Origin of the sequence: Pantoea sp. VS1, assembly GCF_002207995.1 — a bacterium.
GTDB lineage: Bacteria > Pseudomonadota > Gammaproteobacteria > Enterobacterales > Enterobacteriaceae > Pantoea > Pantoea dispersa.
In genome coordinates this window covers 488,908-511,140 of sequence record NZ_NHZE01000013.1, presented here as the reverse complement: position 1 = coordinate 511,140, position 22,233 = coordinate 488,908, and the positions used below count along the sequence as shown (strand labels likewise).

The window sequence follows — 22,233 nt, the reverse complement described above, 5'->3', positions numbered from 1 at the left end:
TAATAAGGACTCTGAGTCATGCCTAAAACAGTGATTATTCCTCCCGGCACCACGACGCCGATCGCTCCGTTTGTACCCGGCACCTTAGCCGATGGCGTGGTGTACGTTTCCGGTACGCTGCCGTTCGATGCCGACAACAACGTGGTGCACGTCGGGGATGCGGCGGCGCAAACCCGCCACGTGCTGGAAACCATCAAAAAAGTGATCGAGACCGCCGGTGGCAGCCTGCAGGACGTTACTTTCAACTCGATTTTCATCACCGACTGGAGCAACTACGCGGCGGTAAACCAGGTGTATGCCGACTATTTTCCCGGCGACAAACCGGCGCGCTTCTGTATTCAGTGCGGTCTGGTGAAACCCGATGCGCTGATTGAAATCGCCAGCGTGGCACACATTGGCCGGCAGGAGGCGTAATGCATCTGGACATTCAGGGATTAAGCGCGCCCGACGCGCCGACGCTGGTACTGTCGTCCGGGCTGGGCGGCGTGGCCGCTTTCTGGCAACCGCAGCTGGCGGCACTGACGCCACACTATCGCGTGGTGACCTACGATCAGCGCGGTACCGGTCGCAGCCCCGATACGCTGCCGGAAGGTTACAGCATGGCGATGATGGCAGCGGAACTGGCCGACGCGCTGGCGGAGCACGGCATCGAACAGTATGACATCGTGGGCCATGCGCTTGGCGGGCTGATTGGCCTGCAGCTGGCACTCGATTATCCGCAGCGCGTGGGACGCGTGGTGGTGATTAACGGCTGGCTGGCGCTGGATGCCCACACCGAGCGCTGCTTCCAGGTGCGCCAGGATCTGCTGCTCAACGTTGGTGTTGAAGCGTTTGTGCGCGCGCAGCCGCTGTTTCTTTATCCGGCCGAATGGCTGGCACGCCATCAGTCGCGCATCAGCGCGGAGGATGTGCATCACGTGGCGCATTTCCAGGGCATGGAGAACCTGCTGCGGCGTCTGCACGCGCTGAAATCGGCCGATTTCCGTCCGCACGCCTCGCGAATCACCCAGCCGGTGCTGGCGATATGCAGTCAGGATGACCTGCTGGTGCCGTGGAGCTGCTCGCCGCAGCTGGCGCAGGCGCTGCCCAACGGCAGCCTGATTGAGATGCCGTGGGGCGGCCATGCCATGAGCGTGACCGATGCCGACAACTTTAATGCGCTGCTGCTGCGCTGGCTGGCGGACACCGCCACGCCGGCTCGCCGCGCCAGCTAATCACGGAGCCGATGATGAGCGTACATGAACTGCCCCTGCTGCCCGAAGTGAGCCAGCAGGCTTTCCGCGATGCCATGTCTGGCCTGGGCGCGGCGGTCAATATCATCACCACCGACGGTCCCGCCGGACGCGCCGGTTTTACCGCCACCGCGGTGTGCAGCGTCAGTGATACGCCGCCGACGCTGCTGGTTTGCCTCAATCGCAACGCGTCGGTATGGCCCCTCTTCCGCGATAACGGCGTGCTGTGCGTGAACACCCTGGCCGCCGGGCAGGAGTCATTGTCGACGCTGTTTGGCGGCAAAACCCCGATGACCGAACGTTTCGCCGCCGCCCGCTGGTACACGCAGCGCAGCGGCGCACCGCTGCTGCAGGGGGCGCTGATGGCGTTCGACTGCACCATCACGCAGGTCGTCAGCGTGGCGACACACGACATTCTGTTTTGCAACGTGATGGCGCTGGAGCGCCATGATGCCCAGCCCGGTCTGATGTGGTTTGACCGTCGCTACCATGCCCTTTCACGGCAGGACGCCCGCTAACGCCGCACCGTGCGGCCCGGTTCGACCACTACCCTGGAGAAGACGATGGCGAGTTCCTGGTTCCCCCGCTGGCAGAAAAAGTCAGCCATGAGCGATAACGGGCTGATTGCCCCCGACGAAACCCTGCCGCTCGGGCAGACGTTCGTGCTGGGCCTGCAGCATGCGGTAGCAATGTTTGGCGCAACGGTGCTGATGCCGCTGCTGATGGGGCTGGATCCCAACCTGGCGATTCTGGTTTCCGGTATCGGCACCCTGCTGTTCTTTGTCATTACCGGTGGTCGCGTGCCGAGTTATCTCGGATCGAGCGCCGCGTTTGTCGGCGTGGTGATCGCCATTACCGGCTTCAACGGTCAGGGGCTCAATCCCAACCTGGCGCTGGCGCTGGGCGGCGTTATTGCCTGCGGCGCGCTCTACACGCTGATTGGCCTGGTGGTGATGAAAGTGGGTACCGGCTGGATTGAACGGCTGATGCCGCCGGTGGTAACCGGTGCGGTAGTGATGGCCATCGGCCTTAACCTGGCACCGATTGCGGTGCACAGCGTCTCCGCCTCGATGTTTGATAGCTGGATGGCGGTGATGACGGTGCTGTGCATCGGGCTGGTGGCGGTGTTCACCCGCGGTATGGTGCAGCGGTTGCTGATTCTGGTCGGGCTGATTGTCGCCTGGGCGCTGTACGCTCTGCTGACCAACGTCATGGGCTTCGGCAAGCCGGTGGATTTCAGCCGCGTGGCCAGCGCCGCGTGGTTTGGTCTGCCGCACACCACCGCGCCGGTATTTGATATGCAGGCAATCGTGATGATCGCACCGGTGGCGATTATTCTGGTGGCGGAGAACCTCGGCCATATTAAAGCGGTGGCGGGCATGACCGGGCGTAATCTCGATCCGTGGATGGGACGCGCGTTCGTCGGCGACGGCCTGGCAACCATGCTGTCCGGCTCCATCGGCGGCAGCGGCGTCACCACCTATGCCGAAAACATTGGCGTGATGGCGGTGACCAAAGTCTACTCCACGCTGGCGTTTGTCGCTGCGGCGCTGATTGCGCTGGTACTGGGCTTTTCGCCTAAGTTCGGCGCGCTCATCCACACCATTCCCGGCCCGGTGATTGGCGGCGCTTCAATTGTGGTGTTTGGCTTAATCGCTGTGGCCGGCGCACGTATCTGGGTGCAAAACCATGTCGATTTTAGCCAGAACAGCAATCTGATTATGGTGGCCACCACGCTGGTGCTCGGCGCCGGGGATTTTGCGCTGAAGATTGGCAGCTTTACCCTCGGCGGCATCGGCACGGCCACCTTCGGTGCCATTATCCTCAATGCAATTCTGCAGCGACGCGGTGCCGCGCTGACCCAGCCGGCGGCGCGCCCGCAGCCTTAAGGCTTCTGCGGTGCCTGCTCCGGCACCGCTTTTTTGCGCCGCAGGCGCAGTTCACTGACAATCACCCCGCAGACAATCAGTGCGCCGCCCAGCAGCGCCGCGGCCGGTAACCGTTCGCCGGCAATGCGTCCGACCACACCGGCCCACACCGGCTCGCCGGCATAAATCACCGTGGCGCGCGTCGGCGAGACGCTGCGCTGCGCCCAGTTCATGGTGACCTGAATCAGCGCGCTGGCCGCGCCGAGGCCCAGCGCGCTGAACAGCAGCGGCGCCGATAACGTGGGTAAAGATTCGCCGTTGGGCAGCATCAGCACGAAGGCGCAGGCCGAGGCCACCAGCAGCTGTACCAGCGTCACGCGGCGCACATCGACCTGTCCGGCGTAGCGGCTGATAAGAATGATCTCGGCGGCAATGGCGAGGGTGCTGAGCAGCGTGGCGATCTCACCGGCATTCAGCGTCAGGCTGCCATCCTGCGGACCTGCCACCAGCACCAGACCGGTGAACGCCAGCAAAATGCCCAGCCACGCCATCAGGCCCGGCGGCCGGCGCAGAAACAGCCATTGCAACAGCGGCACCACCGGCACGTAAAGCGCGGTAAGAAACGCCGACTGGCTGCTGGAAATGGTTTGCATACCCCAGGTTTGCAATCCGTAACCACCGGCAATCGCCACGCCAATCAGCGTACCCGCTTTGATTTCCAGCCAGGTAATGTGACGCAAATAGCGGCGAAAGAAAAAGGCCAGCAGCAGCGAGGCGGTAGCAAAACGCAGCCCGACAAAAAAGAACGGCCCCGAATGCGCCATGGCGCGATGCACCACCAGAAAGGTGCCACCCCAGACCATAGTGATAAAAATAAGTACCAGCTCCTGACGCGTAATACGCAGGCTGAGGCGGGAAGTGGAAGCAGACATAACGCACCAGAATAGAGGACTGGCGCACATTTTTGCTGATTAGACGGGCAAATTGCAATCATTGTAACCGCCGGGCGTACCCGGCGGCCGGGGATACCGTCACAGACGCACTATTTTTTTGCGCGGCTGCGTCCCCCCTTTTCACCTGCTTCGGCAGCACGCTGCGGATCATTTCTGAAATTCCCGCCGCTGTTTTTACCGCCTTTTCGACCCGCTTCCGCGGCCCTTTCGCGATCTTCCGCGAAGTTGCCTGATCCTCCACGATGTTGAGCCATCATTTCCTCCAGGTATTGAGCATAGGTGGTGAAGACATTTCACTGCGCTAACAGTGTCAGGTCAGGTGCGTAATATCTCGCCACACCCGCTTAAAGCATAGCCAATGGATGCGCACAATCAGGCACATATTCATACTTTGCAACAGATAAACCGCTTAGCATCGTTTTTATGACGAGATATTCAGCTGAAAAACAAGCGGTTAGCGGCAGAAGTCGCAGCGCGATCTCCGTGACTGTTCAATGGCTGACCAGCATAGCGCGCAGCCTCTTCTATACTTCTTTCTGTTCCTTACACCACAGGATGAAAACACGATGGCAAAAATTCTGGTGCTTTATTACTCCATGTACGGACATATCGAAACCATGGCTAACGCGGTGGCGGACGGTGCGATGAGCGTGAGCGGTGCAGAAGTCACCATTCTGCGCGTGCCGGAAAGTATGGATGCCGAACGGTTTGCTCAGGTCGGCGGGAAGGTTAACCAGCCGGCGGCGGAAGCCAAACCGGACGACCTGCCGCAGTACGATGCCATCATCGTCGGCACCCCGACGCGCTTCGGCAACATGTCCGGTCAGATGCGTAATTTCTGGGACCGCACCGGCGGCCTGTGGGCCTCTGGCGCGCTGTACGGCAAGATTGCCAGCGTGTTTGCGTCTACCGGCACTGGCGGCGGTCAGGAGCAGACTATCACCTCGGTGTGGACCACCCTGGCACATCACGGCATGGTGATTGTGCCCATCGGCTACGGCACCAAAGAGTTGTTTGATATTTCGCAGGTGCGTGGCGGTACGCCGTATGGCGCAACCACGCTGGCGGGCGGTGATGGATCGCGCCAGCCCTCGGCGGAAGAACTGGAAATTGCCCGTTATCAGGGCCAATACGTCGCCGGTCTGGCGGTAAAACTGAAAGGATAAATTCCCAACAGGAGAGAGTTATGGCAACAGAACAGTTTAAAGCTCACCACGTGGGCGAATGGGCGACCTTACGTCACACTTCACCGGAAATCGCTGAAGCAATTTTCGAAGTGGCGAATTATGACGAACGGCTTGCCGAAGAGATCTGGCGCCAGCAAGGCAGCGATGAGGTGTTATTCCGCGCGTTTGAGAAAACCGACCAGGACGTCCTGACGTGGGACGATAAGCCGGTCGAACGTAAAAACATCTAAAGCACAGGCGGGCATGTCCCGCCTTCTCATTTTTAGCCGTCAGGGAGCTTTTATGTCAGCCTATCAAAGCATTAATCCGGCCAATAATCAGCTGCTGAAAACCTGGCCATCACACGATGACAGCTACGCACAGCAGGCGCTGCATACCGCCGATGCGCTCTACCATTCGCCGTGGAGCAAAGGCGATATTCAGCCGCGTCTGCAGGTGCTGCAGCGTCTGGCAGAGTTGATCGACCAGCGCAGCGAAGAGCTGGCCACCATCGCCAGCAAAGAGATGGGTAAGCTGATTGGCCAGAGCCGCGGCGAAGTGAAAATCTGCGCCAGCATCGCGCGCTATTACGCCGAACACGCGGCAAGGCTGTTACAGGCACAGCCCTATCCCAGCGATGTCGGTGACGCCTGGCTCGAATACCATCCGATTGGCGTGGTAGTGGCCGTCGAGCCGTGGAATTTTCCCTATTATCAGCTGATGCGCGTGCTGGCACCGAATCTGGCACTGGGCAATCCGGTGCTGGCGAAACATGCCAACATTGTGCCGCACTGTGCCGACGTGTTTGAAAAGCTGGTGCTGGAAGCCGGTGCGCCGCAGGGCGCGTGGACCAATCTGTTTATCTCTAACCAGCAGGTGGCCGATCTGATTGCCGATCCGCGCGTGCAGGGTGTGGCGCTCACCGGTTCAGAGCGCGCCGGCAGCGCGGTGGCTGAGCAGGCCGGTAAGCACCTGAAAAAATCCACGCTCGAGCTGGGTGGTAACGATGTGTTTGTGGTGCTGGACGATGCCGACATTGATGAAGCGGTGCGCCAGGGCGCGCAGGCCCGGCTCAGCAACTGCGGTCAGGTGTGTACCGCGGCCAAGCGCTTTATTCTGCATGAAAAGATTGCCGATCGCTTTATGGCTAAGTTTAGCGCGGCGCTGCAATCCGCTACGCCCGGCGATCCGTTAGATGAAAAAACCACGCTGGGGCCGCTGTCGTCACAGGATGCACGTGACCGGCTGGTGAAACAGGTGGACGAGGCGGTGGCGCATGGCGCACGCGTGGAGTGCGGCGGACGCGTAATCGACGGCGTCGGCTGCTACTACCAGCCAACCATCCTGACCGGCCTGACGCCGGATAACCCGGCTTACTATCAGGAGTTCTTCGGCCCGGTGGCGCAGGTGTATGTGGTGGCGGACGACCGTGCTGCCGTGGCGCTGGCTAACGATTCGCACTACGGTTTGGGCGGTTCCGTGTGGACGCGGGACATTGCGCGCGGGCGCAACATGGCTTCGCAGATTGAGACCGGCATGGTGTTTATCAATTCGCAGAGCGATACCGCGGCTGAGCTGCCGTTCGGCGGCGTGAAGCGTTCCGGCTATGGCCGTGAACTGTCCGATCTCGGGCTGAAGGAGTTTGCTAACCAGAAACTGGTCGTAGTAGCCGGTTAAACGACATAAAACCACCGTTGAACTGAACGGTGGTTTTATTCGATTCACTGCGGTGTGCGTCAATGCGCAGCCGGTAACAACAAAGCAGGGTCGCCGCGCATGGCGACCCTGCTGGCGTTTTAGTTGCTGGCCGCTGCCGGCTGTTGCACGGGTTTAGCGTCCGCCTCCGGCTTCGCCGGCGCTGCCTCAGCCTGCGCTTTCTGCGCTGCTGCAGCATCGGCTTTCGCCTTCTCCTCAGCGGCCTTCTGAGCGCTGGCCTTCTCAGCTTTGGCTTTGTCGTCCGCCGCTTTTTGCGCCGCGGCCTTGTCCGCCTTCACTTTTTCCTCAGCGGCTTTGGCGTCAGCGGCTTTCTGCGCTGCAGCTTTATCAGCCGCCGCTTTGTCAGCTGCCGCTTTATCTGCGCTGGCCTGATCCGCTTTGGCCTGTGCGTCATCGCTGGCTGCCGGCGCGGCAGCAGGCTGTGCGGCCGGTGCCGTTGCGGCTGGCTGCAGCGGTGTACCCTGCAGCGCGTTGTTCAGCGCGCTGGTGAACTGATCCCAGCTGCAGTAGCCGTTGGCGTCAGTGTCACACCCCGCCAGCTGCAGCGTAACGCGCTTCGGTGGGTTCTTCAGGCTCAGCACATCGGCATTACGCAGCTGATCCGCCGTCTGATAGACATACTCCACTTTCAGCAGATCTTTATTGTTCTTCGCATCATGCCAGCGTTCAAACACCACCTGGCCACCAATCGGGGTTTTCTCGTCGTTACCCGGTAGCTCGTATGGCTTAACCTGCAGCGCGCTCAGCAATGACGCGATATTCGAATCGTGTCCGACCATCAGCGTGACTTTTGGCGCGGTGGCTTTATCCTGATCGACCAGCTGGCTACGGATGTAATCCACCAGCGGGGCGGCAACGTCACGCGCCACTTCCGGCGCGGTAAACAGCGCATCCTGATAGCCATTCTTGATCGCCGCCAGCTCTTTCCACTGTTCCGGCGTTTTGATTTGTCCCCAGGCAACCTGATCCGCCGGGAAACCTTCGTAATACTGCAGCGTAAAGGCGTCGACCAGCGAGTTACCCACTTTCAGCGGGCCATTGACGCCGGGCTCTTTGCCGTTTTCCGCGCTAAAGGTGTTGTCGCCGCTGCTCAGGTCGCACTGTTTCTTGCCGTTACAGGCCGGGGCTGATTTGTAATCCACGATTTTTTCCAGCCGCTGGAAGGCCGGCTTCAGCGCCAGCTTCTCATTGGCTGCGGTCATCGCCGCCAGCGCTTTCTTGTTAAACGCTTCGCTGCCATCGGTGATTACCGGATTGAAGATCGGGTCCATGGTGCCCATCGCATCCTGATGGGTGACAGCGATATCGCAGCCCGGGAAAGCACCGGTGACGAAATACTGCGCCGTTGCGACGGTGCGCTGCAGGCTGTTGGCATAGACAAAGATGTTGCTGCTGTCCGGACAGGTGCCGTTCTGTACCAGCCCCTGCTGGGCCAGCCACTGACGGGTGTAGTTACCCATGTAGACTTCCAGCACGCCGCCTTTGGTGGTCAGTTCACCGCCGGGCACATCCCACTGCGGCCAGCTTTTTTTTGTCGCCTGCTCCAGCACGCTGCCGTTGTTGGCCAGCGGGGCACGCAGGTTGTGACGACTCAGCATCAGGACCTGCTGCAGTTGCATGTCGCCATCCGCGGCGTAAGCGCTCATACCCATCGGCAGCGCCGCGATCACTGACAGCGCGCAAAGACTCAGTTTCTTGATCATTGTGCCTATTCCATAATTCATCAGGGAAACACTCTGGCATTCAAGCGATTAGCTCGCCAAAGAGCGAATTACCGCACAGTGTAACCCAGCTTGCCTGAGAAAATCGCCAGATGTTTGCAAAAACCGTGCATCGACTATAGCAGTAAACGCGCTGGCCGTCGGGTTACGGCAGCAGATTGAAAAGCTTCAGGATGTTTTTCAGAAGGATGGAAAGCAGAAAAGCGAAAAGCCCGCATCGCTGCGGGCTTCTCTTATATGGCGGAGGAACAGAGATTCGAACTCTGGGATGGTTTCCCATCGGCGGTTTTCAAGACCGCTGCCTTAAGCCACTCGGCCATCCCTCCTGAAATCTTTTTGTCACCTCACACTGCGAGAGTGTGAAGTGGCGGAGGAGGAGAGATTCGAACTCTCGGATGGTTTCCCATCGGCGGTTTTCAAGACCGCTGCCTTAAGCCGCTCGGCCACCCCTCCGCAATGAGGCGCACTATAAACATCCCCCCGAACGATGTAAAGCATCCAGTGATTCGTTCGCCTGAAAAACAGTCAAAAATGATTTTTTTGCCGTCTTAATCGTCATTCTGCTCAGTGAAACAGCAATTTATCGCGTAAAGATGGGTAAAACGCCTTTTCTGTCCTCCGACCGTTGCGTATTCTCAGGCCATATTTGGTGTTCTCTCTCTAACAGGAGCGCATGATGGACAGAATAATTAGCTCGTCACAGCAGCAGTCGCTACTCAGCACCCATAAAGTGCTGCGCAATACTTATTTCTTACTTGGCCTGACGCTGGCGTTTTCCGCCGTCACCGCCACGCTCAGCACCGTTTACGCCCTGCCCTCGCCGGGACTGATTCTGATGCTGGTGGGCTTTTATGGGCTGATGTTTCTGACCTATCGCCTGGCGAACAGCCCGGCGGGTATTCTGGCCGCGTTTGCCTTTACCGGCTTCCTTGGTTACTGCCTCGGCCCGATTCTCAGCTCGTTCCTCACCGCCGGTATGGGTGATGTTATCGCCATGGCGCTGGGCGGCACCGCGCTGGTGTTCTTCTGCTGTTCCGCCTATGTCCTGACCACGCGTCGCGACATGTCTTTCCTTGGCGGCATGATGATGGCTGGCTTTGTGGTGCTGCTGGTGGCCGTGGTTGCCAATATCTTCCTGCAGCTGCCCGCGCTGCACCTGGCGATCAGCGCCCTGTTTATTCTGTTCTCTGCCGGTGCCATTTTGTGGGAAACCAGCAACATCATTCAGGGCGGTGAAACCAACTACATTCGCGCCACCGTCAGCCTGTATGTCTCGCTGTACAACATCTTTGTCAGCCTGCTGAGCCTGCTGGGCTTCGCCAACCGCGACTAAGACGTAAAGCACGCACCGTTAAACCCCGCTCCGGCGGGGTTTTTGCTTTTTATCCGCCGCCGCCTTTACAATGGGCGCGCTGACGATATGAGGAAACAACGTGATTTTTGCCGGTAAAGAGATTGCCACTGACGCGGAAGGCTATCTGAAAAATAGCGCCGACTGGAGTGAAGCGCTGGCGCAGGCCATCGCCCAGCAGGAAGCGATTGAGATGAGTGAAGCGCACTGGGAAGTGGTGCACTTTGTGCGTGATTTTTATCAGCAGTTTAATACCTCGCCGGCGGTGCGCATGCTGGTCAAAGCCATGGCGCAAAAATATGGCGAAGAGAAAGGCAACAGCCGCTATCTGTTTCGCCTGTTCCCGGAAGGTCCGGCCAAACAGGCCACTAAAATCGCCGGCCTGCCAAAACCGGCGAAGTGTCTGTGATCATCCGGTAGTAAACCGCGTCGGCCGCTCCGCCAGCTGATGCGGCTCCACCAGCACCTTATCGACCCGGGCACTGGGCGGTCCACCCGCCTTCAGCCACGTAATCAGTGACTCCACCTGCTGCGCTTCTCCCGCCGCCAGGACCTCCACGCTGCCATCCGCCAGATTATGCGCATAGCCGGTGACGCCCAGCGCGTTCGCCTGCGCCTGGGTGTAATAACGGAAGCCCACGCCCTGCACCCTGCCGTGAACCCAGATTTTGTAACCTGTCGTCGCCATGGCGATCTCCCCTTTGTGCGTTGCATTTTGCCGCCATCCACCGGAAAATGGCGCCTCATTTTTTCAGGTAAGCATAGCAAACATGACCGTTCGATTGATTCTCGCTAAGGGACGTGAAAAATCCCTGCTCCGCCGCCATCCGTGGGTGTTCTCCGGGGCCGTTGCCCGTATGGAAGGTAAAGCCCAGTCGGGTGAAACCATTGATATCTGTGACAGCAACGGCAAATGGCTGGCCCGCGCCGCCTACTCTCCTCAGTCACAAATTCGCGCGCGCGTCTGGAGCTGGCAGCAGGATGAGTCAATCGACATCGCCTTCTTTGTGCGCACGCTGCAAAAAGCCCAGCAGTGGCGCGACTGGCTGGCGCAGCGCGACGGGCTGGACAGCTATCGCCTGATTGCCGGCGAGTCCGATGGACTGCCGGGCGTCACGATTGATCGCTTCGGTAACTTCCTCGTGCTGCAACTGCTGTCGGCCGGGGCGGAGTATCAGCGCCCGGCTCTCGTCTCGGCGCTGCAGCAGTGCTATCCCGACTGCGCCATCTACGACCGCTCTGACGTGGCGGTGCGCAAGAAAGAGGGACTGGAGCTGGCGCAGGGCCCGGTAAGCGGTGAGCTGCCGCCTGCGCTGCTGCCGATAACCGAGCACGGCATGCAGCTGCTGGTGGATATTCAGGGCGGTCACAAAACCGGTTATTACCTCGATCAGCGTGACAGCCGTTTTGCCACCCGTCGTTACGCGGAAAATGCCCGCGTGCTTAACTGCTTCTCCTACACCGGCGGCTTTGCGGTCTCTGCTCTGCTCGGCGGCTGCCGGGAAGTGATCAGCGTGGATACCTCGCAGGACGCCCTTGACGTAGCAAAACAGAACGTGGCGCTTAACGGGCTGGATGTCTCACGCGCGCAGTTCCTGCGTGACGATGTGTTCAAACTGCTGCGTCGCTACCGCGACAGCGGCGAAAAGTTCGACATGATCGTCATGGATCCGCCGAAATTCGTTGAGAATAAAAACCAGCTGATGGGTGCCTGCCGCGGCTATAAAGACATCAACATGCTGGCGATGCAGCTGCTGAATCCAGGCGGCATTCTGCTGACTTTCTCCTGTTCCGGGCTGATGGCCACCGAGCTGTTCCAGAAAATTATCGCCGATGCCGCTGTTGATGCCGGTCGTGATGTACAATTTATAGAGCAGTTCCGTCAGGCAGCCGACCATCCGGTGATCGCCAGCTATCCTGAAGGGCTTTATCTGAAAGGCTTTGCCTGTCGCGTACTGTGACTTGAAAACGCTGTCCCTGCCCCCATATCGGTGGCAGGGCAAAGTTTTGGGAGGTCACAATGATTGCCAGTAAATTTGGAATTGGACAGCAGGTCCGGCACCGTCTCTCCGGGGTGCTCGGCGTGATTGTGGATGTCGACCCGGAGTATTCGCTGGACGATCCGCAGCTGGATGAGGTCGGCGCGACGGAATCGCTGCGTGCCGCTCCCTGGTATCACGTGGTGATGGAAGATGAGGAAGGCGAACAGGTGCATACCTATATCGCTGAGATTCAGCTGGCCGGCGAAACCTCGTTCGAACATCCGGAACAGCCCTCCATGGATGAGCTGGCCGCCTCGATCCGCCAGCAGCTGCAGGCGCCCAGCCTGCGGCATTGAGGGTACGGCGACTGCGCGTCGCCGTTTGTCTTTACCGCGTTATGCCCAGCCGCGGGATTTCTATCTTCGGGCAGCGATCCATCACCACCGTCAGCCCGGCATCACGCGCCAGCACCGCCGCCTGCTCATTGATCACGCCCAGCTGCAGCCACAGGGTTTTGGCGCCGATAGCAATCGCTTCCTGCGCCACGCCCCATGCCGCTTCGGAATTGCGGAACACATCCACCATGTCTATCTTGCCCGGGATGTCCGCCAGCGTGCCATACACGGGCTGGCCCAGCAGCTGCTGTCCCGCCAGCTTCGGGCTCACCGGCACCACGTCATAACCCTGATCGAGCAGGTATTTCATTACGCCATAGCTGGCACGCTCAGTGCGATCGCTGGCACCGACCAGCGCGATGCGTTGGGTTTGCGTCAGGACATCGCGAATCGTTTGATCGTTCATGTTTTTCTCCTTGTTCACTCGCCTGAGTGTAGATGCCATTGCGCGCTAAAGTGCAAGCGCAGCGCACGAAAAGTTTGCGCGGCGACACGAATAAATATGTTAAAATGTAAATTAACTGCCATAATGTAATAATTTGCTACACATCGCCCTTTTTCCCCTGTTCCGGGAGTTGAAATGAAGCTGTCTCTGGCTGTTACGGGTTTGCTGTTGTTGCTCGTATCGGCAACCTGCCATGCCATCACCCTGAAGCTCGATCCGCAGATCGACCTGCTGGTGCTGGATGGGCGCAAAATCTCAGGTTCGCTGCTGAAAGGCGCGGACAGCCTTGAGCTGGAGCGCGGTCAGCATCAGTTTCTGTTTCGCGTGGATAAACCCTGCGCCGATGCCACCCACTTCCGCTCAGAACTGATGATCGTCACCTTCACCGCCGACGCCCATTCCGTAGCGATTCGCCTGCCGGCGCTGAATAACCGCCGCGAACGCAGCCTGTTTGATAAGTCGTTAAATTTTCAGCTGATTGATGAGCGTGGTAATGAAATAGCCAGCATTCGCGATCGGTTGCCGGGTGAGAGCAGCGGCAATGTTGAACAGGCGATGATCAATTACAACCGTACGGCGCAGGCGGCCAGCGTGCCGCGCTTTGCGCTGCAGGCGGCCAGCGTACCGGACGCCAGTCTCAGTCTGGATATGGTGTGGCAGGACGCCAGTAATTTGCCCGCGCTGCAACGCTGGCTGCAGCGTGTTGATGCCGCCACGCGGCAGCGTTTTATCAGTTGGGTGAAAACCCTACGCGCAAGTTGATAGCAGCTGAACGCCAGGGGTAAACTCGTGCATTCACTACGTTTGCACGCGCCGAAACAGGAAGCCCCATGGAGCAGACCGTTCGTACCCTGAAAGTTCAGAAACACATCGCCCTCGTTGCCCACGACCACTGCAAAGCCTCGCTGCTGGACTGGGTGAAAATCAATCAAAATGCGCTGCAACCTCACGTGCTATACGCCACCGGCACCACTGGCAACCTGATCGATCGTCATACCGGACTGGATGTGAATGCCATGCTCAGCGGGCCAATGGGCGGCGATCAGCAGGTCGGCGCGCTGATTGCTGAAGGTAAAATTGATGTGCTGTTCTTCTTCTGGGATCCGCTCAATGCAGTACCGCACGATCCGGACGTCAAAGCGCTGCTGCGCCTGGCCACCGTATGGAATATCCCGGTGGCGACCAACCGCGCCACCGCTGATTTCATTATCCATTCGCCGATGTTTGCCAGCGAAGTGACCATCCAGATCCCCGATTATCAGCGCTACCTGACGGAACGCCTGAAAGCCTGATATCTCAGGCCTTCCGGCTCTGCGCAACGCCCAGTTCGCGCAGGTGTTCAACAAACACGGAAGGCCGCTCTTTATCAAACATCAGCCACACCTGCTGACGCGCGCGCGTGATGGCCACGTAGGCCAGGCGCCGCTCTTCGGCATGCGGAAAATCCTCCGGCTGCGGTAGCAATCCCTCTTCCATGATCGACTCGCGCGCCTGCGCCGGGAAACCGTCACGCCCTTCGTGCAGCCCCAGCACGATGACAAAATCCGCCTGCTGACCTTTACTGGCGTGGATGGTCATGAAGTCGATACGCAGTTTCGGCCAGCGGGTTTTGGCTTTATCCAGCATCGCCGGACGCAGATGATGGTAACGCGCCAGCAGCAGTACGCGCTCGTCCGGCTTCGCGTAACCGCTCAGTTTGTCGAGCAGCGCTTCCAGTTGCTCCTGCGGCAGCAGCGTAATGGATTTCTTGTTCCCTTTGCTCAGGCTGTTGAGCGGCTTGCGCAGCTGATGCGGATTCTGCTGCACAAAGCGGTTGGCAATGTCACCGATGCGATCGTTGAAGCGGTAGGTGGTATCCAGCACGCAGCGGTCGCCTTCGCCAAAATAGTGATGAAACGCGGTGGTCAGGCTCATCTCCGCGCCGCTAAAGCGATAGATTGCCTGCCAGTCATCGCCGACCGCAAACAAACTGGTGCGCTTATTTTGCTGCCGCAGCGCGCTGAGCAGCGCCGCCCGCTGCGGGGAAATATCCTGGAATTCATCCACCAGAATGTGCTTCCACGGGCTGATAAAGCGGCCCTTCTCCAGCACAGCGATCGCCTGGTGGATCAGCCCGGAAAAATCCACCGCGCCCTCGGTTTTCAGTGCGCTTTTCCATGCTTTCAGCAGCGGTGCCATCAGCCTGACGCGCTTCGTGAAATTGTCGCGCAGCGGTTCCGGCACATCGGCAATCATCGCCGCCTGCGCGCCGCCGTGCATGCGCATCAGGCCGAGCCAGCGCTCCAGCCGCACGGCATGACGCTGCGCCAGTTTATCATCCTGCCAGAACGGACCTTCCGGCACGTCCCACGCCAGCTCTTCCTGCAACCACTGTCGCCAGCCGCTGGCCTGCGCCTTTTTGCTGTTGCACTGCTCGCGCCAGTTTTCGATCAGCAACTGACGTCGTGCGCTGCTGTCACTTTCCAGCCGGCTGATGACCGGCTGCTTATTGCTGCCTTCACGAATGATGTGCAGCGCCAGCGCGTGAAACGTACGCGCCTGAATCGCGCTCTCACCCAGCCGCGTCTGGATCCGATCGTTCATCTCTTCCGCCGCCTGGCGACCAAAAGCCAGCAGCAGGATTTGCTCCGGCTGCGCCAGTTTGCGCTGTAACAGCCAGCCGGCGCGCGCCACCAGCACCGAGGTTTTACCGCTGCCCGCGCCAGCCAGCACCAGCAGCGCGTCTTCACCGTTGACCACCGCCTCACACTGCGATGGATTGAGCGGCGTGGTTTCAACGGTGGAGAAGAAGGCGTGATTATCGCTGATCACCCGCGCGCTCCATTCACGGTTGCGCTGCCGAATCGCGCTCTCGCCCTGCTCAAGCCACTGCTGGCAAAAGCGCCACAGCGTGCGGCAGTTATCAAACTCCTCAAGCCGTGCCAGCGGCAGCGGTAAGGCGGAAAACTGGCGCGTGATGGTCTCTTTTAGCGCCGCCAACTCGCTGCGCTTCAGCCAGCGATCCTGGCCGGTAAACGCGACGATCTCCTGCTGCAGCGCGCTCAGCACCTGCGCGCTGATTTCGCTCATCTCGAGGCTCCACTGCTGCCACGCCTGCTGCAGGTAATGATAAAAACGCTGGGTTTCCTGCCACTCGGTGCCGTGCAACCGCACCACTTTCTCTTCCGGTAACAAAAACTCCAGCTCGCCCCACACCAGGCCGCGTTTGCAGGTAATACCGATCAGCTGATTAAACGGGATCAGGTACTCATGGCGATCGCCGCTGACTTCCACACCGGCAGCCAGCAATCGCACCCGGTTATAGGGATGCTGTGCCAGCCGTTTGCCCATGGATGTTGCTTTTAGTTCCATCTCCGCACCGTCATGTGGAATTCAATTATCGCGCAGTTTACCTGTCAGACCCTTAGCGCTCCAGCCTTAAAACACGCTAAACTGGGCGACACATATTGCGGATTGCAAAAGGAAAATCGCGTTATGCGCACCGTGCTTAATATTCTGAATTTTGTTCTTGGCGGCTTTATCACCACCCTCGGCTGGCTGCTGGCCACGCTGATCAGCATCGTGCTGATCTTTACCCTGCCGCTGACCCGCTCCTGCTGGGAGATCACCAAACTGTCCCTGCTGCCGTTTGGCAACGAAGCGGTTCACGTTGACGTGCTGCGCCCGGAGAGCAAAAGCCACGTGCTGAACGCCGGAGGGACCTTCCTCAACCTGTTCTGGCTGATTTTCTTTGGCTGGTGGCTGTGCCTGATGCACATCTCGACCGGCATCCTGCAGTGTCTGAGCATCATCGGTATTCCGACCGGCATTGCCCACTTTAAAATCGCCGCTATCGCGCTGTGGCCGGTAGGTCGCCGCGTGGTGTCAGTGGAAGAAGCGCAGGCGGCGCGTGAAGCCAACGCGCGGCGCCGCTACTGAGGCTGAAGATGATGCCTGACGCTATGCCCGGCTGGCGCCGTTATCTGTTCAACAGCAGCCTGCGCTATCTGCTGCGCATCTTCTTCGCGCTGGCCGGCTGTGCCGCCGTTCCCTGGTGGCTGCAGCAGATTGAGTGGACCATCCCGCTGACGCTCGGCGTCGTGGCGGCGGCGCTGGCCGATCTTGACGATCGCTGGACCGGCCGCGTGCGCAACCTGCTCATCACGCTGGTGTGCTTCTGCATTGCCTCGGTCTCGGTCGAGCTGCTGTTTCCGCACCCGTGGCTATTTGCTATCGGTCTTGCGCTCTCCAGCTGGGGATTTATTCTGCTGGGCGCGCTGGGGCAGCGCTACGCCACCATTGCGTTTGGTGCCCTGCTGATCGCGGTGTACACCATGCTGGGCATTGGCCTGTTTCCGCAGTGGTGGATGCAGCCGGCGCTGCTGCTGATTGGCGCGTTGTGGTACAACCTGCTGACCTTTATCGGCCACCTGATGTTTCCGGTGCGCCCGGTGCAGGAGCAGCTGGCCGCTAGCTTTTCCCAGCTGGCGCGCTATCTGGAAGCCAAGGCCAATCTGTTTGATCCCGACGGCGGTGAGCAGGATGACGCGGCGCTGATCGCCACCGCGATGGTCAATAGTCAGCTGGTGGCGCAGCTCAACCTGACGAAAACCACCATACAGAGCCGTTTACGCGGCGATCGCGGCTCGCGCAGCACGCGGCGCAGCCTGCATTACTATTTTGTGGCGCAGGATATTCACGAGCGCGCCAGCTCGTCGCATCTGCAATATCACCTGCTGCGCGATGACTGGCGCTACAACGAGGTGCTGTTTCGCTTTCAGCGACTGTTGAACATGCAGGCGCAGGCCTGTCGCCAGCTGGCAGAGAATATCGTGCTGCGCCAGCCGTGGCACCACGATAGTCACTTTGCGCGCAGCTTTGAACGGCTGGAGACCGCCCTGCAGCGCCTGCAACATAACGATCCGCAGGCGACGCACATTCGTCCGCTGTTCTGGTTGCTGCGCAACTTACGCGCCATTGATGCGCAGCTGGCGTCGATCGAATCTGAGCAGCGGCTGGCAGAACCGCTGACGCAGAGCGATCACCATCTGTCGCGTGAAGGCTTGAGTGGCTGGGCGGATATCCGGCTGCGCCTCAGTCGCCATCTGAGTCCGACCTCGGCGTTGTTCCGCCATGCGGTGCGCATGTCGCTGGTGCTGTGCGTGGGGTACGCCTTCATTCAGCTTACCGGCCTGCATCGCGGCTATTGGATCCTGCTGACCAGCCTGTTTGTCTGCCAGCCTAACTACAACGCCACACGACGGCGGCTGGCGCTGCGTATTGGCGGAACCCTGGCCGGTATTGCGATTGGCCTGCCGGTGCTGTGGCTGGTGCCCTCTATCGAGGGCCAGTTGGTTTTGATTGTGCTGAGCGGCGTGCTGTTTTTTGCCTTCCGCCAGATTCAGTACGCGCAGGCGACGCTATTCATCACCCTGCTGGTGCTGCTGTGCTTCAATCTGCTGGGTGAAGGCTTTGATGTCGCCCTGCCGCGCGTGGTGGATACCTTGCTCGGCTGTGGCCTCGCCTGGCTGGCGGTGGCATTTGTCTGGCCTGACTGGCGTTTCCGGCAGCTGACGACGGTTGCCGATCGCACGCTGAATGCCAACTGTCGTTATCTTGATGCCATCCTGGAACAGTATCATCAGGGTAAAGATAACCGTCTCGCCTACCGCGTGGCGCGCCGTGACGCGCATAACGCCGATGCGGAACTGGCGTCCGTGGTGTCCAATATCAGCGGCGAACTGAAGCAACAGCCGCCGCTGCGCGAGAATGCGTTCCGTCTGATGTGCCTCAACCACTCGTTTCTCAGCTACATTTCGGCGCTGGGCGCGCACCGGGAGCGGCTGACGCAGGGCGAACTGCTGACACTTTTAGATGACGCGGTATGCTTCGTCGAGGATGTGCTGCAGATCGATCGCGTCAGCGAAGCGCAGGCGGAAACGATGCAGCAGGCACTGATGCAGCGCCTGAGCGCGCTGAAAACCAGTGAGGAGGCGCAGGCACCGCTGGTGTTGCAGCAGCTGGGGCTACTGATTGCGCTGCTGCCGGAAATTGCCCGCCTGCGCCGCACCCTCGCCGCCGCTTAAGGCAACAGGCGCTCCGCCGCGGCGTGCTGGCGGAGCGTTTCCTGATACCAGGCGCTCAACTCTTCACGTACCGCCGCCGGCAAAGCGGCCTGATGATGGCCGGAAATGGCCCCTTCCAGCGCCAGCAGTGTTTTCAGGCCGATATCTTTATTCACCGCCCGCAGCTTCAGCCAGCTCTGACGCGAGCCCATTTCATACAGCAAGCGAACAGAATTGATTCCGACTTTGTGCAGCATCAGCTCCATGCGCAGGCTGAGATTGGGCAGATCTTTCAGCCTGAGCAAGACAAGTCTGTTCGCCGCCTCGGCGCGCGCCGCAGACAGCGAACTGGCCGATAAGCGCAGCAGCTGATCGGCGTCCTGCCAGAGCTGATTATCCACTTTGTAGTAGCTGAGCGTCACCGGCATGCCGCGCTTGCGGTATATCAACGGTTCCAGCGGGCGCTGTGCGGCATAGTGCTGTAGCGCCTCACTGGCGCGCAGATAGAGCGCATCCTCATTGATGTAAGCAAACACCACCTTTTCGACCGCCAGCGCGTAACCACCAAACTGGGTGCGCGATTCAATTTTTCCCAATGCCGCCAACTGGGCTTTGGACTGCTCAACCACCGGATTATTTTTCTTCATAACGTCCCCTTTTCCTCATTCCTTGCGCGGGAAATTTCCTATAAAAAGCTCAGAGATTCATCTGGTTAGAAGATAGAAAAAACGATTTAGCTGTTCAATGAATAAAAGCGGCAACGCGCGGATCTTGTGCGGAATTTGCGATGCATTTTCAGAAATTGAGGTTGATCTTTATCCAGGAACTCATTACTGTATATTCATACAGTTCATTACTGAGTGATTAAAATATGCGTACTCAATACTCTGGCCCTGCTGATCGTGCTCACCGTTTCGCTGCGACTGGCTTAACGCAACCTTCTCTGGGTGGTATTACTGAACTGCGTTATAGCGAGCAGCCCGGCATCATGCCGCTGCTGTTACTGCCGGTCCTCAAGCAGCTGAGCACCCAGTCACGCTGGCAGCTGTGGCTGACGCCAGCGCACAAACTGAACCGCAGCTGGATGCAGCAGTCAGGATTACCGCTGGAAAAGAGTATGCATATTACGGAATCCGAGCGTTTAAGCACGGTTGAGAGCATGGTGAAAGCGTTGCGCACCGGCAACTACAGCGTGGTCCTTGCCTGGATTCCTTATGAATTGAGCAATGAAGAGCGCCTGGAACTTGAGCAGGCAGCCGCCGAAGGCGAAGCGCTGGGATTGATTATGCGTCCTCAGGGGCGGGATCTTGCTCTGTCCAGACAGCCAAACAGCGCAAAAATTCCCTCTGATTTGTTTCATTAAGTAAAACTAAGATTTTTCTCACGCTATTTTTTCACAAAGTTGCGGCTAAGCCACTGATTCTTTTCCCGCCAGCTATGACAATGGCTTAGCCGCATTTTTCTTTTCCGGTAGCGAAAATTTTGCCATGTCATTTGTTAAAATGTGTGTATAAATCCCTGTTTTTTTATCCGCTGACGTCACATCATACTTGTAAGTTTCCAATCTCGTTGTAGACTTTACCTCGCCAGGGTGCTCAATAACCTCCGTTTTTTCGGTAGAGTCATAAGCGAGCGTTTAGACCCGGCGAAGGATTACAACCAAGAGCAACCTTTTTGCTCATTGCCTATTTGGATGATAACGAGGCGCAAAATGAAAAAGACAGCTATCGCAATTGCAGTGGCACTGGCTGGCTTCGCTACCGTAGCGCAGGCCGCTCCTAAAGATGACACCTGGTATACCGGTGCTAAACTGGGCTGGTCTCAGTATCACGATACTGGTTACTACGGTAACGGTTACGAAAACAACGACGGTCCAACTCACGAATCTCAGCTGGGCGCAGGTGCTTTCCTGGGCTACCAGGCTAACCCATACCTGGGCTTCGAGCTGGGCTACGACTGGCTGGGCCGTATGCCGAACAAAGGCAACGTGACCAATGGCGCATTCAAAGCACAGGGCGTTCAGCTGGCAGCTAAACTGAGCTACCCAATTGCTGACGATCTGGACGTGTACACCCGTCTGGGCGGCATGGTATGGCGTGCTGATTCAACTCAGACCAACCCAGACAACGGCCGCATCAGCAACCACGACACCGGCGTTTCTCCGCTGGCTGCTGTTGGTGTTGAATACGCACTGACCAAAAACTGGGCGACTCGCCTGGACTACCAGTGGGTTAACAACATCGGTGACGCAGGTACCGTTGGTGCGCGTCCAGACAACAGCATGCTGAGCGTCGGCGTTTCTTACCGTTTCGGTCAGGACGAAGCTGCTGCACCAGTTGTTGCTCCAGCGCCAGCTCCGGCTCCGGTTGTTGAAACCAAGCGTTTCACTCTGAAGTCTGACGTGCTGTTCACCTTCAACAAATCTACCCTGAAGCCAGAAGGCCAGCAGGCTCTGGATCAGCTGTACAGCCAGCTGAGCTCAATGGATCCGAAAGACGGTTCTGTTGTGGTTCTGGGCTTCACCGACCGCATCGGTTCAGACCAGTACAACCAGAAACTGTCTGAGAAACGTGCTCAGTCTGTTGTCGACTACCTGGTATCTAAAGGTATCCCGGCTAACAAGATCTCTGCACGTGGCATGGGTGAATCTAACCCAGTTACTGGCAACACCTGTGACAGCGTGAAAGGCCGCAATGCCCTGATCGACTGCCTGGCGCCAGACCGTCGCGTAGAAATCGACGTGAAAGGTATCAAAGACGTTGTAACTCAGCCACAGGCTTAAGTTATCGCGCAATAAAAAACCCCGCTTCGGCGGGGTTTTTTTTGGCTTTTTATCACACACAATTTTTTGCTATTCGTTATCCGCGCCGCCTTTACCCAGAATCGCCTGCAGATCCTGCTTCAGCGTCGACATCTGACTGGCATACTTCTCTTTGCGTTCTGCATCTTCAATCAGCTGAACAATGGTCTCTGACAGGGTGCTGTTACGACGCTGCGCCAGACCGGCCAGACGCTGCCACACCAGATACTCCAGATCGATCGATTTTTTCCGCGTGTGCTGATGCTCTGCGTTGAAATGGCGTTTACGCCGCGCGCGTATGGTCTGCTTCAGACGGTTTTCCAGCTCCGGATGGATATGCTTTGCGATCCAGTCACCGACCTCAACCGGGTTATTCTCCATCGCCAGCAACGTCTCTACCGCCGCCTGCGCAGCGCTCAGCTCAATATGCCGGGTGATCAACTCACCTTCCCGATGCTTTTTCACCAGGTATTTCCACTTCCATCCACTTTCAAGATTTTCGAGTTGCTGGTATTTCATCGGAATCTCATCGTGATCACGTAACAAACTAAGAATAACAG

25 protein-coding genes and 2 tRNA genes are annotated in these 22,233 nt (G+C 58.5%); 17 read left to right on the top strand and 10 right to left on the bottom strand.

Going from position 1 to position 22,233, the window contains the following annotated elements:
• Window positions 1–18 precede the first annotated feature (18 nt).
• Genes rutC through rutG form a run of 4 tightly spaced genes read left to right on the top strand, consistent with a single transcriptional unit; the run spans window position 19 to window position 3,121 of the window.
• Window positions 19–414, top strand: coding sequence for a pyrimidine utilization protein C (gene rutC, locus CBW22_RS08495; protein WP_021508286.1), 396 nt, complete (start codon window positions 19–21; stop codon window positions 412–414).
• Entirely contained in the window at window positions 414–1,214 is an 801-nt protein-coding gene (gene rutD, locus CBW22_RS08490) for a pyrimidine utilization protein D (protein WP_021508287.1), read from the top strand. Before rutC ends, rutD begins: the two co-directional genes overlap by 1 nt.
• A 14-nt stretch (window positions 1,215–1,228) precedes the next feature.
• Window positions 1,229–1,750, top strand: coding sequence for an NADH-dependent FMN reductase RutF (gene rutF, locus CBW22_RS08485; RefSeq protein ID WP_088516444.1), 522 nt, complete (start codon window positions 1,229–1,231; stop codon window positions 1,748–1,750).
• A gap of 45 nt (window positions 1,751–1,795) precedes the next feature.
• The gene (rutG, locus tag CBW22_RS08480) at window positions 1,796–3,121 is read left to right on the top strand and encodes a pyrimidine utilization transport protein G (protein ID WP_021508289.1); all 1,326 of its coding nucleotides are present in this window, start codon (window positions 1,796–1,798) and stop codon (window positions 3,119–3,121) included.
• Here the strand turns inward: rutG and CBW22_RS08475 are convergent.
• The gene (locus CBW22_RS08475) at window positions 3,118–4,032 is read right to left on the bottom strand and encodes a DMT family transporter (protein ID WP_058775397.1); all 915 of its coding nucleotides are present in this window, start codon (window positions 4,030–4,032) and stop codon (window positions 3,118–3,120) included. The genes rutG and CBW22_RS08475 overlap by 4 nt on opposite strands.
• Before the next feature lie 110 nt (window positions 4,033–4,142).
• Window positions 4,143–4,307 (bottom strand): general stress protein, encoded by a 165-nt coding sequence (locus tag CBW22_RS08470; RefSeq protein ID WP_010616548.1) that lies wholly within the window; start codon window positions 4,305–4,307, stop codon window positions 4,143–4,145.
• Between the two features lie 312 nt (window positions 4,308–4,619).
• Here CBW22_RS08470 and wrbA point away from each other — a divergent pair, with 312 nt between their 5' ends.
• Genes wrbA through CBW22_RS08455 form a run of 3 tightly spaced genes read left to right on the top strand, consistent with a single transcriptional unit; the run spans window position 4,620 to window position 6,896 of the window.
• Window positions 4,620–5,219: an NAD(P)H:quinone oxidoreductase gene (gene wrbA / locus CBW22_RS08465; protein ID WP_088516443.1), complete on the top strand. Its 600-nt coding sequence runs from the start codon at window positions 4,620–4,622 to the stop codon at window positions 5,217–5,219.
• Between the two features lie 20 nt (window positions 5,220–5,239).
• Window positions 5,240–5,470, top strand: a complete 231-nt coding sequence (locus CBW22_RS08460; protein ID WP_021508292.1) for a YccJ family protein — start codon at window positions 5,240–5,242, stop codon at window positions 5,468–5,470.
• A gap of 52 nt (window positions 5,471–5,522) precedes the next feature.
• Window positions 5,523–6,896 (top strand): NAD-dependent succinate-semialdehyde dehydrogenase, encoded by a 1,374-nt coding sequence (locus CBW22_RS08455; RefSeq protein ID WP_058775396.1) that lies wholly within the window; start codon window positions 5,523–5,525, stop codon window positions 6,894–6,896.
• A 119-nt stretch (window positions 6,897–7,015) separates the two neighbouring features.
• Here the strand turns inward: CBW22_RS08455 and agp are convergent, their stop codons facing one another.
• The 3 genes from agp to CBW22_RS08440 all read right to left on the bottom strand — a co-directional run bounded on the left by agp (window position 7,016) and on the right by CBW22_RS08440 (window position 9,109).
• A complete protein-coding gene (agp, locus tag CBW22_RS08450; protein WP_176428092.1) occupies window positions 7,016–8,638 on the bottom strand; it encodes a bifunctional glucose-1-phosphatase/inositol phosphatase in 1,623 nt (540 codons plus the stop codon).
• Between the two features lie 256 nt (window positions 8,639–8,894).
• Window positions 8,895–8,982: transfer RNA gene (locus tag CBW22_RS08445), tRNA-Ser, on the bottom strand.
• 39 nt (window positions 8,983–9,021) lie between these two features.
• Window positions 9,022–9,109 (bottom strand) — tRNA-Ser (locus tag CBW22_RS08440).
• A gap of 223 nt (window positions 9,110–9,332) precedes the next feature.
• Here CBW22_RS08440 and yccA point away from each other — a divergent pair.
• Both yccA and tusE read left to right on the top strand, forming a co-directional pair.
• A complete protein-coding gene (yccA, locus tag CBW22_RS08435) occupies window positions 9,333–9,989 on the top strand; it encodes an FtsH protease modulator YccA (protein ID WP_021508295.1) in 657 nt (218 codons plus the stop codon).
• A 100-nt stretch (window positions 9,990–10,089) separates the two neighbouring features.
• On the top strand, window positions 10,090–10,416 hold the full coding sequence (tusE, locus tag CBW22_RS08430; RefSeq protein ID WP_010616552.1) for a sulfurtransferase TusE: 327 nt from the start codon (window positions 10,090–10,092) through the stop codon (window positions 10,414–10,416).
• Here tusE and yccX read toward each other — a convergent pair whose 3' ends face one another.
• Entirely contained in the window at window positions 10,417–10,695 is a 279-nt protein-coding gene (gene yccX / locus CBW22_RS08425) for an acylphosphatase (RefSeq protein WP_058780790.1), read from the bottom strand.
• Between the two features lie 82 nt (window positions 10,696–10,777).
• On the opposite strand from yccX, the gene rlmI reads away from it, so the two are divergent.
• Both rlmI and hspQ read left to right on the top strand, forming a co-directional pair.
• Window positions 10,778–11,968: a 23S rRNA (cytosine(1962)-C(5))-methyltransferase RlmI gene (rlmI, locus tag CBW22_RS08420; protein ID WP_031279846.1), complete on the top strand. Its 1,191-nt coding sequence runs from the start codon at window positions 10,778–10,780 to the stop codon at window positions 11,966–11,968.
• A 59-nt stretch (window positions 11,969–12,027) separates the two neighbouring features.
• Window positions 12,028–12,345 carry a heat shock protein HspQ gene (gene hspQ / locus CBW22_RS08415; protein WP_021508298.1) on the top strand — a complete coding sequence of 106 codons (318 nt, stop codon included), beginning with the start codon at window positions 12,028–12,030 and terminating at the stop codon, window positions 12,343–12,345.
• A 31-nt stretch (window positions 12,346–12,376) separates the two neighbouring features.
• Here hspQ and CBW22_RS08410 read toward each other — a convergent pair whose 3' ends face one another.
• Entirely contained in the window at window positions 12,377–12,790 is a 414-nt protein-coding gene (locus tag CBW22_RS08410; protein WP_088516441.1) for a CoA-binding protein, read from the bottom strand.
• Window positions 12,791–12,964: 174 nt separating this feature from the next.
• Here CBW22_RS08410 and CBW22_RS08405 point away from each other — a divergent pair, with 174 nt between their 5' ends.
• Together CBW22_RS08405 and CBW22_RS08400 are read left to right on the top strand one after the other, a co-directional pair.
• Window positions 12,965–13,591, top strand: coding sequence for a YccT family protein (locus CBW22_RS08405; protein ID WP_021508300.1), 627 nt, complete (start codon window positions 12,965–12,967; stop codon window positions 13,589–13,591).
• Between the two features lie 68 nt (window positions 13,592–13,659).
• The gene (locus CBW22_RS08400; RefSeq protein ID WP_088516440.1) at window positions 13,660–14,121 is read left to right on the top strand and encodes a methylglyoxal synthase; all 462 of its coding nucleotides are present in this window, start codon (window positions 13,660–13,662) and stop codon (window positions 14,119–14,121) included.
• 4 nt (window positions 14,122–14,125) lie between these two features.
• On the opposite strand, the gene helD is transcribed toward CBW22_RS08400, so the two are convergent.
• Complete coding sequence (gene helD, locus CBW22_RS08395; RefSeq protein WP_088516439.1) at window positions 14,126–16,180, bottom strand: DNA helicase IV; 2,055 nt, start codon at window positions 16,178–16,180, stop codon at window positions 14,126–14,128.
• Window positions 16,181–16,303: 123 nt separating this feature from the next.
• On the opposite strand from helD, the gene CBW22_RS08390 reads away from it, so the two are divergent.
• Window positions 16,304–16,747, top strand: a complete 444-nt coding sequence (locus tag CBW22_RS08390) for a YccF domain-containing protein (protein WP_021508303.1) — start codon at window positions 16,304–16,306, stop codon at window positions 16,745–16,747.
• An 8-nt stretch (window positions 16,748–16,755) separates the two neighbouring features.
• A complete protein-coding gene (gene yccS / locus CBW22_RS08385) occupies window positions 16,756–18,894 on the top strand; it encodes a YccS family putative transporter (protein WP_088516438.1) in 2,139 nt (712 codons plus the stop codon).
• Here the strand turns inward: yccS and CBW22_RS08380 are convergent.
• Entirely contained in the window at window positions 18,891–19,520 is a 630-nt protein-coding gene (locus CBW22_RS08380) for a TfoX/Sxy family DNA transformation protein (protein WP_021508305.1), read from the bottom strand. The genes yccS and CBW22_RS08380 overlap by 4 nt on opposite strands.
• A 224-nt stretch (window positions 19,521–19,744) precedes the next feature.
• Here CBW22_RS08380 and sulA point away from each other — a divergent pair, with 224 nt between their 5' ends.
• Window positions 19,745–20,236: an SOS-induced cell division inhibitor SulA gene (sulA, locus tag CBW22_RS08375; protein WP_031279848.1), complete on the top strand. Its 492-nt coding sequence runs from the start codon at window positions 19,745–19,747 to the stop codon at window positions 20,234–20,236.
• A gap of 348 nt (window positions 20,237–20,584) precedes the next feature.
• The gene (gene ompA / locus CBW22_RS08370) at window positions 20,585–21,655 is read left to right on the top strand and encodes a porin OmpA (protein ID WP_058759727.1); all 1,071 of its coding nucleotides are present in this window, start codon (window positions 20,585–20,587) and stop codon (window positions 21,653–21,655) included.
• A 69-nt stretch (window positions 21,656–21,724) separates the two neighbouring features.
• On the opposite strand, the gene matP is transcribed toward ompA, so the two are convergent.
• Complete coding sequence (matP, locus tag CBW22_RS08365) at window positions 21,725–22,192, bottom strand: macrodomain Ter protein MatP (protein ID WP_021508308.1); 468 nt, start codon at window positions 22,190–22,192, stop codon at window positions 21,725–21,727.
• Window positions 22,193–22,233 lie beyond the last annotated feature (41 nt).

What these genes read in the sequence shown, in the direction of transcription:
- rutC (WP_021508286.1), top strand. Translation starts at nt 19, where the DNA reads ATGCCTAAAACAGTGATTATTCCTCCCGGCACCACGACGCCGATCGCT.
- rutD (WP_021508287.1), top strand. Translation starts at nt 414, where the DNA reads ATGCATCTGGACATTCAGGGATTAAGCGCGCCCGACGCGCCGACGCTG.
- rutF (WP_088516444.1), top strand. Translation starts at nt 1,229, where the DNA reads ATGAGCGTACATGAACTGCCCCTGCTGCCCGAAGTGAGCCAGCAGGCT.
- rutG (WP_021508289.1), top strand. Translation starts at nt 1,796, where the DNA reads ATGGCGAGTTCCTGGTTCCCCCGCTGGCAGAAAAAGTCAGCCATGAGC.
- CBW22_RS08475 (WP_058775397.1), bottom strand. Translation starts at nt 4,032, where the DNA reads ATGTCTGCTTCCACTTCCCGCCTCAGCCTGCGTATTACGCGTCAGGAG.
- CBW22_RS08470 (WP_010616548.1), bottom strand. Translation starts at nt 4,307, where the DNA reads ATGGCTCAACATCGTGGAGGATCAGGCAACTTCGCGGAAGATCGCGAA.
- wrbA (WP_088516443.1), top strand. Translation starts at nt 4,620, where the DNA reads ATGGCAAAAATTCTGGTGCTTTATTACTCCATGTACGGACATATCGAA.
- CBW22_RS08460 (WP_021508292.1), top strand. Translation starts at nt 5,240, where the DNA reads ATGGCAACAGAACAGTTTAAAGCTCACCACGTGGGCGAATGGGCGACC.
- CBW22_RS08455 (WP_058775396.1), top strand. Translation starts at nt 5,523, where the DNA reads ATGTCAGCCTATCAAAGCATTAATCCGGCCAATAATCAGCTGCTGAAA.
- agp (WP_176428092.1), bottom strand. Translation starts at nt 8,638, where the DNA reads ATGATCAAGAAACTGAGTCTTTGCGCGCTGTCAGTGATCGCGGCGCTG.
- yccA (WP_021508295.1), top strand. Translation starts at nt 9,333, where the DNA reads ATGGACAGAATAATTAGCTCGTCACAGCAGCAGTCGCTACTCAGCACC.
- yccX (WP_058780790.1), bottom strand. Translation starts at nt 10,695, where the DNA reads ATGGCGACGACAGGTTACAAAATCTGGGTTCACGGCAGGGTGCAGGGC.
- rlmI (WP_031279846.1), top strand. Translation starts at nt 10,778, where the DNA reads ATGACCGTTCGATTGATTCTCGCTAAGGGACGTGAAAAATCCCTGCTC.
- hspQ (WP_021508298.1), top strand. Translation starts at nt 12,028, where the DNA reads ATGATTGCCAGTAAATTTGGAATTGGACAGCAGGTCCGGCACCGTCTC.
- CBW22_RS08410 (WP_088516441.1), bottom strand. Translation starts at nt 12,790, where the DNA reads ATGAACGATCAAACGATTCGCGATGTCCTGACGCAAACCCAACGCATC.
- CBW22_RS08405 (WP_021508300.1), top strand. Translation starts at nt 12,965, where the DNA reads ATGAAGCTGTCTCTGGCTGTTACGGGTTTGCTGTTGTTGCTCGTATCG.
- CBW22_RS08400 (WP_088516440.1), top strand. Translation starts at nt 13,660, where the DNA reads ATGGAGCAGACCGTTCGTACCCTGAAAGTTCAGAAACACATCGCCCTC.
- helD (WP_088516439.1), bottom strand. Translation starts at nt 16,180, where the DNA reads ATGGAACTAAAAGCAACATCCATGGGCAAACGGCTGGCACAGCATCCC.
- CBW22_RS08390 (WP_021508303.1), top strand. Translation starts at nt 16,304, where the DNA reads ATGCGCACCGTGCTTAATATTCTGAATTTTGTTCTTGGCGGCTTTATC.
- yccS (WP_088516438.1), top strand. Translation starts at nt 16,756, where the DNA reads ATGATGCCTGACGCTATGCCCGGCTGGCGCCGTTATCTGTTCAACAGC.
- CBW22_RS08380 (WP_021508305.1), bottom strand. Translation starts at nt 19,520, where the DNA reads ATGAAGAAAAATAATCCGGTGGTTGAGCAGTCCAAAGCCCAGTTGGCG.
- sulA (WP_031279848.1), top strand. Translation starts at nt 19,745, where the DNA reads ATGCGTACTCAATACTCTGGCCCTGCTGATCGTGCTCACCGTTTCGCT.
- ompA (WP_058759727.1), top strand. Translation starts at nt 20,585, where the DNA reads ATGAAAAAGACAGCTATCGCAATTGCAGTGGCACTGGCTGGCTTCGCT.
- matP (WP_021508308.1), bottom strand. Translation starts at nt 22,192, where the DNA reads ATGAAATACCAGCAACTCGAAAATCTTGAAAGTGGATGGAAGTGGAAA.